Source organism: Burkholderia sola, from assembly GCF_905400185.1.
Classification (GTDB): Bacteria; Pseudomonadota; Gammaproteobacteria; order Burkholderiales; family Burkholderiaceae; genus Burkholderia; species Burkholderia sola.
In genome coordinates this window covers 983,489-997,323 of record NZ_FR989675.1, presented here as the reverse complement: position 1 = coordinate 997,323, position 13,835 = coordinate 983,489, and the positions used below count along the sequence as shown (strand labels likewise).

The following is a 13,835-nucleotide window of genomic DNA, read 5'->3' as shown; positions in this document are numbered from 1 at the left end:
ACGCCTCGTGCCCGCCGGCCGCCGACGGCGCCGCAAGCCACCGCGCGTAGCCTGCCGCGTGCGATTTCACAGCGACCATTTCAGTTCTCCATAGAAAGTACGCCCCGGATACGGGTGGAACACGTAATAGCGGCGGTCCGTCAGGTTGTCGATGCCGGCCGACGCGGTCCAGTGACGATCGAAGCGGTAGCGCGCCTTCAGATCGACGACCGTGAACGAACTCGTGCCGCCGTAGACGTCCGGATTCACGTCGCTGTTGTCGAGCGTGTTGAACTGGCGGCCCGAGTAGCGCACGCCGACGCTCGCGAGCCAGTGCTCGTCGAAGCGATATGACGCGAGCAGGTTCGCGCGCATGCGCGCAATGCGCGGGAAACGCGAACCGACATAGGCCGGATTCGCGGCGTCGGCGAGGATCTGCGCGTTGCTCGCCGATACGTTCGCGTCGACGTTGAGCCCGCGCAGCCCGACGTTTTCGCCGCTGAACGCCAGTTCGACGCCGCGCACCCGCACGCGATCGACGTTCGAGATGTTGGTGACGGTGGTCGCGCCCGACACCGTCGTCTGGCTGTAGATCGAATCGCGCAGGTCGCTCTGGAACACGCTCGCGCGCATGACACCGACGCCCACGTCGCGTTCGGCCGTGAAGTCCCAGTCGATCGCCTTTTCCGGGCGCAGGTTCGCGTTGTTGTTGACGATCGCGTTGTTCGAGATCGTGCCCTGGAACAGTTCGCCGACCGTCGGGAACCGCGTGCCGGTCGCGAACGACAGCCGGAAGCGCCAGACCTGCGTCGCATCCCACTGCAGCGCGACTTTCGGCGACAGCGCATTCGCGCCGCGGTCCGCGTAGCCGAGCGTGCCGTTCGCATTGCCGAGCGCGCCGCCGTACGCGTCCCAGCGCTCGTAGCGCAGCCCGAGCGTCGCAAGCCAGCCCGGCGCGAAGCGCCACGCATCCTGCCCGAACAGCGCCTGCGTGCGCGTGTCGCCGCGATAGACGCTCGCGAGCGAAGTGGTCGGCCCGGCCAGCCAGTCGGTCGTGTTGTACGTGACGTTGCGCAGGAAGTAGTTGTCGTAGTGATAGCCGAACGTGAACGTATGGCCCTTCACTGCCGGCGCCTCGGCCTTCAGGTCGAGCGTGCGCCAGCCGGTGCCGTCGCCCTGGAACAGCGTGCCCGCCCCGCCCTGCACGGTCGAGGCCGCGCGCAGCACGTCGCGCGACACGTCGTACGCGGACACCCCGCCCGACAGCCGCCAGCCGGATTCGAGCCGGCCGTTCAGTCCGAGCGCATACAGCCAGTTCTCCTGGTCGCCGCGCTGCGGCGCGAATGCGCTCGGCGCGACCGTCATGTTCTGGCCGCCGATCGACACGTTGCCGCCGTAGACCGGAGCGCCGGCCGCCGGATTGCCCGTCGCATCGCGCAGGAAGGTCTCGCCGTGCTGCCGGTAATGGTTCTCCCAATGCCCGAGCGTCAGCGTCGCATCGACACGATCCGTGAACGCATAGCCGATCCGGACCGTCTCGTTGAGCTGCTCGGTCCGCTCGATCGTCTGTGCGCCGACGATCGTCCGCGGCTTGCCGTTGGGTCCGATGTCGGTCGCTGCGCCCGTCACGGGAACGGCGGCGCCCAGTTTCGGGTTGTAGGCCGAATTGGGGCTCGCGTACTGCATCGGCTGGCCGTCGTTCTCCAGCCGGTCGAGCGACAGCGCGAGCCAGAACCGGCCGACGCGGTTCGCGATCCGCGCGGTCTGGTGATTGCCGCCGAAGCTGTCCGCGAACCCGTAGCCGTCGCGGTAGCGCTGCGTGAAGAACTGCGTCGACAGCGACGCCTCGAGCTGTTCGGGGCGCCGCGTGGTGAGCAGCACGGTCGAGCCGATCGAATTGCCCGGATACAGTGCGGAAAAGGGGCCATAGAGCACGTCGACGCGCGCGATGTCGTCGGGCGGAATCAGCGACCAGCGCGGCGGGTACGCATAACTCGACCCGAGCAGGTTCGACAGCAGCACGCCGTCGGCATAGACGAGCCCGCGCGCGCTCTGTAGTTCGTTGAAGTCGCGGCCCGCGAATACGCTGTTGCGGTCGCCGATGTAGCGCTTGCGGACCATCAGGTTCGGCGCGTACTTCAGCGCGTCCTCCGTGGTGACGTTGGTGTGCGCATCGATCTGCTCGCGCGTGATCGACGCGACGACGGCCGGCGTATCCGGGTCGACCGGTTGCCGCTGCGCAGTCACGCTGACGGCGGTCAACGTATCGCCGACCGCCACGGCCGCTGCAGCGACACCGACGGCCGCCGGCGCCGCGGCGGCGGCGGGACGATCGATGCCACCGCCATGGGCCGCGTCGGCGCGGGCATCGTCGGTCGAAGCCGCGTGGGCGGCCGGCCATGCGAAAGCGGCCGCGCATGCGAGCGCGAGCCGGCCGCGCGACGACCGCGCGGCAAGGGTAGACGACATGAGTGGTTTCCTGAAAACGTGATCGGACGCCGCCGGGTACGGGGCGCGAGCCGCGCACGCACGCACGGCGCGACGCGCGGGCCGAGGCCGCAGGCGGCTCACGCGCCACCGGGGCGCGCGAAGGACATCAATCAGACCGGAACGTTTTCAGGCGGGGCGCGCGGCTGCGCAAGACGGATGCCCCTGCGGGGCACATCGGGAACGATCGGGGCGACCATCCGATACGCGAACGTGCGTACGAAGCCCGGCATCGCAGGCAGGCTCGTGCCCAGCGCGACGTTCGCGGCGAAGCCGGGACAGTACACGCAATGCGGGACGCCGGCGTGGTCGAACGACGACCTGTCGCGGTCGTCGCCCGCTTGCGCGAGCACGACCCGACGCGCGCCCGCTGCACTGCACAACTCGAGCGTGAGCGCGCCGGAACCGCTCGACGCAACACGCGCGTAGCCGACGACGGGCGACAGTACGTTCAGTACCAGCGCCAGCCATACGAGGCCGATCCATCGCGTCGTTCGTCTCATCGCGGTCCAGGAAAAAGTGCGCGCAAGTATAGCAAGCGGCCCGATTGTCGCCGTCGCGCGGCGCGCGATAGCGGGCATCACACTTCGCGCCGGAGCGCATGTGCCGTTAATACAACAGAGACAAAATCTAACGATTCGCCGCTGGCACAAATCCGAGCGCGAGGTTGATAATCATTGAACCTGCTGGAGAAACGATCATGGACGAAAGACCGACTCGCATGCCACCGCCCGAGCAAGTGATGAGCCCGGATCCGGAACCCGTCGGCGTGGAATTCCTCGCCGAATTGCCCGAGCACGTTCGGGCATTCTTCGACGAGCAGCACAAGCTGTACTCGCCGAAGTGAACGCCGGTCCGGTTCTGTAACCGCCACGTGTCGACCCTCGCTATCGTGCGGTTCATCCTAGCGCTTCGCGCGCAATTCGCTTCGCACCCGGGCTGCAACAGCCTGACGGTGCCGGGTCAGCTCGCCTGCTGATTCTCCTGTCGCGACGCTACGCCGCGCGACTGTCTTCGTCTATCCTTCTGGTTTTCCACGTCCGGCCCGCCCGGCTCTCCTGATCGTTCCGATGAAGCAAGCCATTCGTGCCAGCGTCGCTGTCGCCGCACTCGGCGTCGCCCTCCTTTCGTCGCCTGCCGTCCGCGCAGACGGCGACGACACCGCCCTCACCAACGTCGTTGCGCTCGCGTCGCAGCGCCTCGCGCTCGCCGAACCGGTCGCGCGATGGAAATGGGCGAATCACAAGGCCATCGAAGACCAGCCGCGCGAAGCGGCCCTGCTCACTGCCGTCGAAAAGCGCGCGACCGAGGCCGGCGTCGATCCCGCCTTCGCCCGCACATTCTTCGAGGATCAGATCACCGCAAGCAAGGACGTGCAGAACGCACTGTTCGCGACCTGGCGCGCGACGCGGCCGCCGGAAGGCACGCCGCCCGATCTCGCGACCAGCACGCGGCCGGCACTCGATCGGCTGACGCAGAAAATGCTCGCCGGTCTCGCACAGGTCGCCCCGCTGCGCGACGCGCCCGATTGCCAGGCGCGGCTCGCGCGCAGCATCGCGAACTGGAAGACGCTCACGCGCTACGATTCCACGCAGACGCGGGCACTCGATACCGCGCTGTCGCATGTCTGCTCCGCCGGCGGGGCCAGCGCGATCGGCTGACGCGGCGGGCACGGATCGCCCGGCGGCGCTCAGTCCGCGGCGGTCAGCGCCGCGAGCGGAATCACCTGCAGGCCGCGCGCGAGATGCGTCTGCAGCAGGCGATGGGTGAAGGGTTCGAACACGCCGCCCGCCGCGTCGGCCGCGAGCCGCGCAGCCGCATCGAGCGAGTCCGCCGAACCGAGATAGCACCAGCCATCGATCACATGAAACAGGCGGCGCTCGCCGTCCGCCTCGAAGGCGACCGCGCCTTCGAACGGCCAGGGCGCACTGCCCGCGCGGACGGCGTCGGCCGTGGGGCGCCGATTGTACGACGGGCGCAACCGGGCGATCCATTGCGCTTCGGCCAACATCGCCCCCAGCTCGTTGCCGGTCTCGCGCCATTCGACGCGCCGCACCTGCTGCGCGAGCCGCATTTCCTTCGACGAGCGGCGCTCGCCGGTCAGCAGCGCGCGCAGCCGCTGCCGCACGCGCACGCTACGACCCACATACAGCGCTTCGTCACGCTCCCCGAACAGCGCATACGCGCCGCACCCTGCCGGCGCGGTATCCAGCCAGGCCTCGGTCAGATCGCCGCCCAGACGGAAGTGGCGCGTCGTGCGCGCGATCTGGTCGCGCAGCCGCTCGAGCGGCACGATGTCGTGCAACTGGCGCCAGAACTGCCAGATCAGGTCGGCATCGGCCAGCGCCCGGTGACGCGCGGCCGGAACGAGCCCATGCCGTTCGATCAACGCATCGAGCCCGTGCCGCGATTCGCGCGGAAACAACGCGCGCGACAGCCGCACCGTACAGAGCACGTCGGGATTGAACGCCAGGCCGGCGCGCTCGAATTCGGCGCGCAGGAAGCCGCGGTCGAAGCTCGCGTTGTGCGCGACGAACAGCTTCCCGTCGAGCCGCTCGAACAGCGCCGGCGCGAGCGATGCGAACGTCGGCGCATCGCGCACCATCGCGTCCGAGATGCCCGTCAGTTGCTGGATGAACGGCGGAATCGCCTGCCCCGGATTGACGAGGCTCGTCCACGTCGACACGCCGAGCGGTCCGATTTCGACCACGCCGATTTCGGTAATGCGGTGGTCGGCGGACGAGCCGCCGGTGGTTTCAAGGTCGACGAAGACGAGCGGCTGCTCGCTGGCGGGATCGGACGGAACGGAATCGGACATGAAAAGACAGGGAAACGATGCTTCCGTGAGTATGCACCGGCATGCGTACTCGGGCCAGCCCGGACCGGCTCGCTCCGTCCCCCCGAAAACAAAAAGCCCCCGCGATGCGGGGGCCGGACGTGATCGGCAATGCGTGGCGCGTCAGACCGCCTGGATATTCGCTGCCTGCTTGCCTTTCGGTCCGACTTTGACCTCGAACGAAACACGCTGGTTTTCTTTCAACGTCTTGAAGCCGTCCATCCGGATTTCGGAAAAGTGCGCAAACAAATCTTCACCGCCATTGTCCGACGTAATAAATCCAAAACCTTTAGCATCGTTAAACCATTTCACGATACCGGTATCCATGTCTTCTTTCCCCACTCGATAAGATCAAAAAAGCTATTTTTATAGCCGTTTCCCGAAATCCCGAAACATTGCGCCAGCACCCACACCAGCACGCCGCCCGAGGACGGAGTGCTCACTTTATAAATTGGACAATCCGGGTGCGTCAAGAAAATTTTTAGCCACTGCTTTCTTGAAAAGACGCGAATACCACTGGAATCGGTACACCGTCACCAATGATTAATTGATTCGCATCAAAAACCTGTCAACATTACCGGGATCGGATCGCTAATAATCGCCGGAAGCGAAATTTCTACCGGGGACAAATCGACCCGGTAAAATCCTCGGGTTTTTTCGGGTTGCAGAAATCGGGCGACGTTGCGATCCTGAATCAACGCTGAAAGGAAGGAGAGGGTCATGTGGCTGGACGGAATCAAGCGCTTCGCGAGCCGGCTCGGACGCGTACGTCGCAAGTCCCGCGCCCTGGCCGAGTCCGCGCGCGAAGCGCCGTGCGATACCGAGTTCGATATGACGTGGCACGGCGATCACTGGCAGAACCTGCTCGCATCGCCTCTGGATGCCCGTCACTACGTGATGGAAGACTGGACCAACACGCCGCCGCCGATCGAAGCAGAGGATGCCGCGCCTGCGGGCAAGCGCCAGCGCAAGCGCCGCTCGTACACGTCGTAGCGCGCTGAGCGGCCGGGCAAAAAAAAGCGCGACTGGGAAGTCGCGCCGACAAAGGTTTGGAGATCTTTTCCGTCAACGAAAAAGTCTGCTTCGGAAAGCAGAGATCGCAGTATAGCGAGAGAACCACCTTTCATTATCCATGCTCCACACAAACCTCTATTGCCGATGTGTCAATAATCGGGCTATAGCCGCTCCCGCCGGCCGCTGACCGTCCGTCGCAAACGCGCAACGCCCTCTAGCAGTCCTGATCGTTATTTCCATTTGCTGCGCCGCAGCGAACCCTTGCGTGGCAATCGGTTGCGCGACTTTCCCGATTTTTGCGGATTTCAAAACACACTGTTTCTTAAAGCGTGAACCGCCCTCGCTCCGCACACTTCGTACACTTCGTACACTTCGTACACTTCGTACACTTCGTACACTGCAAATGGATTTCTGATACGCGCACCGCCGTTCTGCGGCGCCGGCGACAGCATCAAACAAAGCACGGCCGTCCGCCCCAAGTTCGATCGACATCATCGTGTTTGGAGACAGATCCATGAACAAGACCCTGATCGTCGCCGCGTTGTCGGGTGTATTCGTTACCGCCGCCCATGCACAAAGCAGCGTGACGCTGTACGGCCTGATCGACGCAGGCATCACTTACACGAACAATCAGGGCGGCCACAGCGCCTGGCAGGAAACGAGCGGTTCGATCAACGGCAGCCGCTGGGGCTTGCGCGGCACCGAAGATCTCGGCGACGGCCTGAAAGCCATCTTCACGCTGGAAAACGGTTTCGGCATCAACAACGGCGCGCTGAAGCAGAACGGTCGCGAATTCGGCCGGCAAGCGTTCGTCGGGCTTGCGCACAACACCTACGGTTCGCTGACGCTGGGCCGGCAGTACGACAGCGTCGTCGACTATCTCGGGCCGCTGTCGCTGACCGGTACCCAGTATGGCGGCACCCAGTTTGCCCACCCGTTCGACAACGACAACCTCAACAACTCGTTCCGGATCAACAACTCGGTCAAGTATCAGAGCGCGAACTACGGCGGCCTCAAGTTCGGTGCGTTGTACGGATTCTCCAACTCGTCGGCGTTCGCGAACAACCGCGCGTACAGCGGCGGCGTGTCGTACAGCTACCTCGGCTTCAACCTTGCCGCGGCCTACTTGCAGTTGAACAGCGACGTGAACGCGCTCGCGCAGGCCGCGTCCGATCCGGGCGCGGTCACCGGCGACTGGACCTTCGCGTCGCGCGTGCAGCGCACCTGGGGCGCCGGCCTCAATTACGGGTTCGGCCCCGCCACGGTCGGCTTCGTGTTCACCCAGACGCGCCTGACCGGCCTTCGCGCGATCAGCGCCGGCCAATCGGGCGTGGCGGGCGGCATCACGGGCCTCGGCGATACCGGGCGCTTCAGCAACTATGAGGTCAACGGCCGCTACGCGCTGACGCCGGCCCTGTCGTTCGCCGGCTCCTACACGTACACCCAGGGCCGCCTGTCCGGCGACAAGCCGACCTGGCACCAGTTCAACCTGCAAGCCGACTACGCGCTGTCGAAGCGCACCGACGTGTACCTGCAGGGCGAGTTCCAGAAGGTCAACACCGACGGACTGGACCTCGGCGCCAACATCAACGGCTTGGGCGCCGCGTCGTCGACCAACAAGCAGATCGCGGTCACGGCCGGCCTGCGTCACCGCTTCTGAGCGACCGGCCCGTTCGCCATACGCCGAAAGACGAAGCGCCCCATCGGGGCGCTTTTTCCTGGTCGCGGCGCGCGGGCCGCCAGTCAGGCGTCGCCCCGCGCCGGATACCGGACGTCGAGTATGTCGATCGGCTGCGGGCCGGCCGGCGTCATCAGCGTGACGGTGTCGCCGATCTTCGCCTTGATCAGCGCACGCGCGACCGGCGAGATCCAGCTGACGCAGCCGCGGTCGAGATCGACCTCGTCGATCCCGACGATCGTCACCGTGTGATCCTCGCCGTCCGGCGTCTCGTAATCGACCGTCGCGCCGAAGAACACCTGGTCGACGTTCTCCTGCCGGCTCGCGTCGACGACTTCCGCAAGGTCGAGCCGCTTCGTCAGGAAGCGGATGCGGCGATCGATCTCGCGAAGCCGCCGCTTGCCGTAGATATAGTCGCCGTTTTCCGACCGGTCGCCGTTCGAGGCCGCCCACGACACGAGCCGCACGACCTCGGGACGTTCGACGTCGATCAGGTTCAGCAACTCGTCCCTCAGCCGCTTGTGGCCAGCCGGCGTGATGTAGTTCTTCGCGCCCGCCGGAATCGCGGGTTGAGCCTGGTCGAGATCGTCGTCGTCACCGTCCGACTCTTTGACAAACGCCTTGTTCATGATGCAGATTCAACGTGGATGACTGATCCCTCAAGGGTACACGATGGGCGGCCGGCCAAGGCCATGGCACCAAATTCGCGAATAAGGCTTCCCTTTTTATACGACTCTGCTATACTTCCGCTTCTGCGTGCGGCTGTAGCTCAGTTGGATAGAGTACTTGGCTACGAACCAAGGGGTCGTGGGTTCGAATCCTGCCAGCCGCGCCACTTTTTCGAGGGCCTTCCGAACCGAAGGCCCTTTCAGTTCGAAGCAGTAGAAGTTTGTTGTTGCGTGCGGCTGTAGCTCAGTTGGATAGAGTACTTGGCTACGAACCAAGGGGTCGTGGGTTCGAATCCTGCCAGCCGCGCCACTTTTTTGGGGGCCTTCCCATCGCAGAAGGTTCCGACAGTTGAAGCAGTACCGTTTTGCGTGCGGCTGTAGCTCAGTTGGATAGAGTACTTGGCTACGAACCAAGGGGTCGTGGGTTCGAATCCTGCCAGCCGCGCCACCTTAAAAGGGCTTTCCTCCGGGAAAGCCCTTTTTCTTTTTGCGCCCGCCTCCCTCGTTCGCACCCTCACCCCGCACGCGCTCGGCAAAGCGCCGGCATCATCGCACGCGCTTTCGACAGCCCCAATGAAAACGGCGGCCATAAGCCGCCGTCCGTCGATCATCGAATCCGCCCGCGCCCACCGCCGCGCGTCAACGTCAGTAATCCTGCCGCTCGCGCTCGATACGCATGCCGCCGTCATGGCGTGCATGCGCGCCGTCGTCGGTCGAACGCTCGCGCATGATCCGCATCACGTCCGGATTGGTTCTCACGCGCCGCATCACGTTCGCGAGATGCACGCGGTCGCTGACCTGGATCACGAAGCGCAGCACCGTCGACTCGTGCGTCAGATCCTCGTCCATCGCGATATGAACGATGTTCGCGTCGGCCGACGTGATGTCCGCCGCGACGCGCGCGAAGATGCCCTTCGTGTTCTTCACGAGCGCCTTCACCGCGACATCGAACAGGCGGCCCGGCTGCGGCGCCCATTCGACGTCGATCCAGCGGCCCGGATCGCGGCGATGGATGCGCTGCGCGACACGGCAATCCGTCGTATGAATCGCCATGCCCAGACCGATGCCGATGTAACCCATGATCGCATCGCCCGGGATCGGGCGGCAGCATGCTGACAACTGCACGGACATCCCTTCGGTGCCGGTAATCACGACCGGCGGCGCATGATGCGCGGGATGCCGCTCGGACTTCGGCAGATCGTCGTCCGCGTCGCGGCCGCTCATCAACACTTCGATGCGCTTGGCCATCACCGCGGCGACGCGACGACCGAGGCCGATATCCGCGAAAATTTCCTGACGACTCTTGTTGCCCGTCCACTGCACGAGCTTCTCCCACACCTCCGGCTCGACGTCGGCCAGCGCGAGACCGTAGCCCTTCAGGCTCTGGTCGACGAGCCGCTCGCCCAGTTGCACGGACTCGTTCAGGCGCATCGTCTTCAGGTAGTGGCGGATCGCCGAGCGCGCCTTGCCGGTACGCACGAAGCCGAGCCACGCGGGGTTCGGCTTCGAATACGGCGCGGTGATCACCTCGACGATGTCGCCGCTTTTCAGCTCGGTGCGCAGCGGCAGCAGCTCGTTGTTGATCTTCACGGCCACGCACTGGTTGCCGAGATCGCTGTGGATCGAATACGCGAAATCGAGCGCCGTCGCGCCGCGCGGCAGCGCCATGATCTTCGACTTCGGCGTGAACACGTAGACCGCATCCGGGAACAGGTCGATTTTCACGTGCTCGAGGAATTCGCTCGAATCGCCCGCTTCGCTCTGGATGTCGAGCAGCGACTTCAGCCACTGGTGCGCGCGCTTCTGCACGTCGCTGAGATCGGCGCTGCCGTTCTTGTACAGCCAGTGCGCGGCGACCCCTGCCTCGGCGATCTCGTGCATCTTGCGCGTGCGTACCTGGAACTCGATCGGCGCGCCGAACGGGCCGACGAGCGTCGTGTGCAGCGACTGATAGCCGTTGATCTTCGGGATCGCGATGTAATCCTTGAACTTGCCGGGTACGGGCTTGTACAGTGCGTGCAGCGCGCCGATGCACGTGTAGCAGTCGAGCGGGCCGTCGACGACGACCCGAAAGCCGTACACGTCGAGCACCTGCGAGAACGACAGTTGCTTGTCGCGCATCTTGCGGTAGACGCTGTAGATGGTCTTCTCGCGGCCGGTGATCTCGGCGTCGATCTTCGCGTCGGCCATCGCGCGCTGCGCGGCCTCGAGGATCTTGCTGATCACTTCGCGGCGGTTGCCGCGCGCGGCCTTCACGGCCTTCTCGAGCGTCGCGTAGCGATGCGGGTTGAAGTTCGCGAAGCTCATGTCCTGCAGCTCGCGATACGTGTTGTTCAACCCGAGCCGGTGCGCGATCGGCGCGTAGATGTCGAGCGTTTCGCGCGCGACGCGGCGGCGCTTTTCCATCGGCACCGCGCCGAGCGTGCGCATGTTGTGCAGGCGGTCGGCGAGCTTGACGAGAATCACGCGCACGTCGCGCGCCATCGCGAGCAGCATCTTGCGGAAGTTTTCCGCCTGCGCTTCCTCGCGGCTGCGGAATTCCATCTTGTCGAGCTTCGACAGGCCGTCGACCAGTTCGGCGACCTTCGGGCCGAACCGCTCGGCCAGCTCGTTCTTGGTCACGCCCTGGTCTTCCATCACGTCGTGCAGCAACGCGGCCATCACGGCCTGTGCGTCGAGCTTCCAGCCGGCGCAGATTTCCGCAACGGCGACGGGATGGGTGATGTAGGGTTCGCCGCTCTGGCGATATTGACCGAGGTGGGCTTCGTCGCTGAAGTGGAACGCCGCCTTGACCTCTTTGATTTCGTCCGGAGCGAGATACTCGGCAAGCGCGGCCGTCAGTTTCGCGATCGAAACGACGCCGTGCTTGCGCGGTTGCTCCGGCGTGGCGGTCGGCCCGAACAGATGCCGGAAGGACTGTTCGAGGACCGCGTCGATGTACTGGCGCGCAGGCGACTGGGCCGTGGCTTCGGTGGTCGAATCCGCGGAGGCGGACGATGGGGTGGTGCTCATATTCGCCTCCAGGTCGAGTCGTTGCGCGCGTGGACTACATGGCTGGAACGGGCCGGATGCGCGTTACACCGGCACCTTCTTCAGCATCTCGACGCCGACCTGGCCGGCGGCGATTTCGCGCAGCGCGACGACGGTCGGCTTGTCGCGGCTTTCGATCTTCGGCGTATGGCCTTGCGCGAGCTGCCGCGCGCGATAGGTGGCGGCGAGCGCCAGTTCGAAGCGATTCGGGATTTGCTTCAGGCAGTCTTCGACGGTAATGCGAGCCATGTTGGTAATTCCTTCTGAATATAGTCCTTATTCTACCTTATGTCCCTCGTGCCCCGCGTCATTCCGCGTGGGGCAGATGGATGCCGAGCTCGATGAACAGCTCCGCGTGTCGCGCGTACTGCGAAGCAAAACGCAGGCGCGTCGCCGCGACGATGCATTCGAGTTCCGCGAGCGCGCGTTCGAAATTCTCGTTGATCACCACGTATTCCGCTTCCGACGCGTGTGCGATCTCGCTGCCGGCGGCCAGCAGGCGTCGCGTGATCACGTTCGGCTCGTCCTGGCCGCGCTTCTTCAGGCGTTCCTCGAGCGCGTCGAGCGACGGCGGCAGGATGAAGATGCCGACCGCGTTGCGGAACTGCTTCTTCACCTGCAACGCACCCTGCCAGTCGATTTCGAGCAGCACGTCGTGGCCGTTCTTCATCTGCTCTTCGATCCAGACGCGCGACGTGCCGTAGTAGTTGCCGTGCACTTCCGCGCTCTCGAGAAATTCGTGCGCCGCGTGACGCGCGCGGAAATCGTCGACGGTCGTGAAGTGGTAGTGCTGGCCGTCCTGCTCGCCCGGGCGCGGCTTGCGCGTCGTGTACGAGATCGACAGGCAGATGTCGCTGTCCTTCGACAGCAGCGCATTCACGAGCGTCGACTTGCCGGCGCCCGACGGCGCGACGACCATGAACAGGTTACCGGGATAGACGCCGCCGTGCAGCGAATGCGACGCGTGGCCGTCGCGGGTGGATTCGGTCATGACAGCCTCCGCCGGGCCTGGCCACATCCGCATGAATCGGCTTTCGAAGGATGGGGGGGCTGCGCCCCCCCAAGCGAACGTAGTGAGCGTGGGGGTCGTTTCATCTCTTTACTCCAGGTTTTGCACTTGCTCGCGCATCTGCTCGATCAGCAGCTTCAGCGCCATCGACGCGTCGGCCAATTCCTTCGCCGCCGCCTTCGAGCCGAGCGTGTTCGCTTCGCGATTCAGTTCCTGCATCATGAAATCGAGACGCTTGCCGACGCGGCCGCCCTTCTCGATCACGTGACGCGTTTCGTTCAGGTGCGCGGTGAGCCGCGACAGTTCTTCCGCGATGTCGATCCGGATCCCGTACATCGTCACTTCCTGACGGATGCGCTCCGCGGCTTCCTCGCGCGTGACGACCGTCGAGCCGCCTTCGGGCGCCGCGAGGCCGAGCGCTTCCTGCAGCCGCTCGACGATCTTCTGCTGGTGCTTCGCGATCAGCTCCGGTACGAGCGGCGTGATGCGCGCGACGATCGCCTCCATCTCGGTGACGTTCGACAGCAGCATCGTCGCCAGTTGCGCGCCTTCGCGCGAACGCACGACGACGAGCTCGCCGATCGCTTCCTTGCCGCAGGCGAGCACGGCGTCGCGGATCGCGTCGGCCGACACGCCGGCCTCGGCGAGCACGCCGGGCCAGCGCAGGATTTCACCCGCGCGCAGACGGCCGACGCCCGGGAACGAATCGAGCACCGCGCGTTCGAGATCGGCAAGCTGGCCGAGCGCCGACTGGTTCAGCGCGCCCGCGCCGATGCTTTGCTCGCCGCGCTGCAGGTTGATGCGCACGTCGACCTTGCCGCGCGACAGTTTGTTCATCAGCATTTCGCGCAGCGCGGGTTCGCACGCGCGCACGTCGTCCGGCATCCGGAAATTGAGATCGAGGAAGCGCGAGTTCACGGTGCGCAGTTCGACCGACACGCTGGTGCCGCCGTTGCCGGCGGCCGTCGTGAGTTCGCGCGTCGCGCTCGCGTAGCCCGTCATGCTGTAGATCATGGTTCGTCTCGCCGTCTGGTGCCCTCGCGGGCGGGAATACATCGAGGCGCCCGGCGCATCGGAAAGCGCGGGGCGGGAAGCGCGCATTATCCCATTTTTGCGGACCACCCCGCCGGGGAC

14 protein-coding genes and 3 tRNA genes are annotated in these 13,835 nt (G+C 65.1%); 7 read left to right on the top strand and 10 right to left on the bottom strand.

Annotation, left to right across the window (positions count from 1 at the left end; translation table 11 throughout):
• Positions 1-66: 66 nt before the first annotated feature.
• Positions 67-2,448, bottom strand: a complete 2,382-nt coding sequence (locus tag KR541_RS04655; protein WP_216089390.1) for a TonB-dependent receptor — start codon at positions 2,446-2,448, stop codon at positions 67-69.
• 131 nt (positions 2,449-2,579) lie between these two features.
• Positions 2,580-2,969 (bottom strand): DUF2946 domain-containing protein, encoded by a 390-nt coding sequence (locus KR541_RS04650; protein ID WP_050011576.1) that lies wholly within the window; start codon positions 2,967-2,969, stop codon positions 2,580-2,582.
• Between the two features lie 197 nt (positions 2,970-3,166).
• Between KR541_RS04650 and KR541_RS04645 the strand changes: the two genes are divergently transcribed.
• Together KR541_RS04645 and KR541_RS04640 are read left to right on the top strand one after the other, a co-directional pair.
• Positions 3,167-3,313: a hypothetical protein gene (locus KR541_RS04645; RefSeq protein ID WP_009690993.1), complete on the top strand. Its 147-nt coding sequence runs from the start codon at positions 3,167-3,169 to the stop codon at positions 3,311-3,313.
• Positions 3,314-3,536: 223 nt separating this feature from the next.
• Positions 3,537-4,127, top strand: coding sequence for a chorismate mutase (locus KR541_RS04640; protein WP_050011577.1), 591 nt, complete (start codon positions 3,537-3,539; stop codon positions 4,125-4,127).
• A gap of 29 nt (positions 4,128-4,156) precedes the next feature.
• On the opposite strand, the gene KR541_RS04635 is transcribed toward KR541_RS04640, so the two are convergent.
• From KR541_RS04635 to KR541_RS04625, 3 genes are all read right to left on the bottom strand, one after another.
• Positions 4,157-5,284 (bottom strand): exonuclease domain-containing protein, encoded by a 1,128-nt coding sequence (locus KR541_RS04635; protein ID WP_050011578.1) that lies wholly within the window; start codon positions 5,282-5,284, stop codon positions 4,157-4,159.
• A gap of 141 nt (positions 5,285-5,425) precedes the next feature.
• Positions 5,426-5,629: a cold-shock protein gene (locus KR541_RS04630; RefSeq protein WP_027783827.1), complete on the bottom strand. Its 204-nt coding sequence runs from the start codon at positions 5,627-5,629 to the stop codon at positions 5,426-5,428.
• Between the two features lie 230 nt (positions 5,630-5,859).
• Positions 5,860-6,024, bottom strand: coding sequence for a hypothetical protein (locus tag KR541_RS04625; protein WP_160300489.1), 165 nt, complete (start codon positions 6,022-6,024; stop codon positions 5,860-5,862).
• Between KR541_RS04625 and KR541_RS04620 the strand changes: the two genes are divergently transcribed.
• Entirely contained in the window at positions 6,023-6,295 is a 273-nt protein-coding gene (locus KR541_RS04620) for a hypothetical protein (protein ID WP_050011579.1), read from the top strand. The genes KR541_RS04625 and KR541_RS04620 overlap by 2 nt on opposite strands.
• Before the next feature lie 535 nt (positions 6,296-6,830).
• The gene (locus tag KR541_RS04615) at positions 6,831-7,976 is read left to right on the top strand and encodes a porin (protein ID WP_050011580.1); all 1,146 of its coding nucleotides are present in this window, start codon (positions 6,831-6,833) and stop codon (positions 7,974-7,976) included.
• Between the two features lie 83 nt (positions 7,977-8,059).
• Here KR541_RS04615 and greB read toward each other — a convergent pair whose 3' ends face one another.
• Positions 8,060-8,623: a transcription elongation factor GreB gene (greB, locus tag KR541_RS04610; protein ID WP_006476618.1), complete on the bottom strand. Its 564-nt coding sequence runs from the start codon at positions 8,621-8,623 to the stop codon at positions 8,060-8,062.
• Positions 8,624-8,752: 129 nt separating this feature from the next.
• Here greB and KR541_RS04605 point away from each other — a divergent pair.
• The 3 genes from KR541_RS04605 to KR541_RS04595 all read left to right on the top strand — a co-directional run bounded on the left by KR541_RS04605 (position 8,753) and on the right by KR541_RS04595 (position 9,110).
• A tRNA-Arg gene (locus KR541_RS04605) sits at positions 8,753-8,829 on the top strand.
• A gap of 66 nt (positions 8,830-8,895) precedes the next feature.
• A tRNA-Arg gene (locus tag KR541_RS04600) sits at positions 8,896-8,972 on the top strand.
• A 61-nt stretch (positions 8,973-9,033) separates the two neighbouring features.
• Positions 9,034-9,110, top strand: a tRNA-Arg gene (locus KR541_RS04595).
• 197 nt (positions 9,111-9,307) lie between these two features.
• Here KR541_RS04595 and KR541_RS04590 read toward each other — a convergent pair.
• From KR541_RS04590 to KR541_RS04575, 4 genes are all read right to left on the bottom strand, one after another.
• The gene (locus KR541_RS04590) at positions 9,308-11,674 is read right to left on the bottom strand and encodes a RelA/SpoT family protein (RefSeq protein WP_050011581.1); all 2,367 of its coding nucleotides are present in this window, start codon (positions 11,672-11,674) and stop codon (positions 9,308-9,310) included.
• Between the two features lie 63 nt (positions 11,675-11,737).
• Positions 11,738-11,941, bottom strand: a complete 204-nt coding sequence (rpoZ, locus tag KR541_RS04585; RefSeq protein ID WP_006025620.1) for a DNA-directed RNA polymerase subunit omega — start codon at positions 11,939-11,941, stop codon at positions 11,738-11,740.
• A 58-nt stretch (positions 11,942-11,999) separates the two neighbouring features.
• Positions 12,000-12,683 (bottom strand): guanylate kinase, encoded by a 684-nt coding sequence (gene gmk / locus KR541_RS04580; RefSeq protein ID WP_050011582.1) that lies wholly within the window; start codon positions 12,681-12,683, stop codon positions 12,000-12,002.
• Between the two features lie 108 nt (positions 12,684-12,791).
• Positions 12,792-13,715 carry a YicC/YloC family endoribonuclease gene (locus KR541_RS04575; protein ID WP_050011583.1) on the bottom strand — a complete coding sequence of 308 codons (924 nt, stop codon included), beginning with the start codon at positions 13,713-13,715 and terminating at the stop codon, positions 12,792-12,794.
• Between the last annotated feature and the right edge of the window lie 120 nt (positions 13,716-13,835).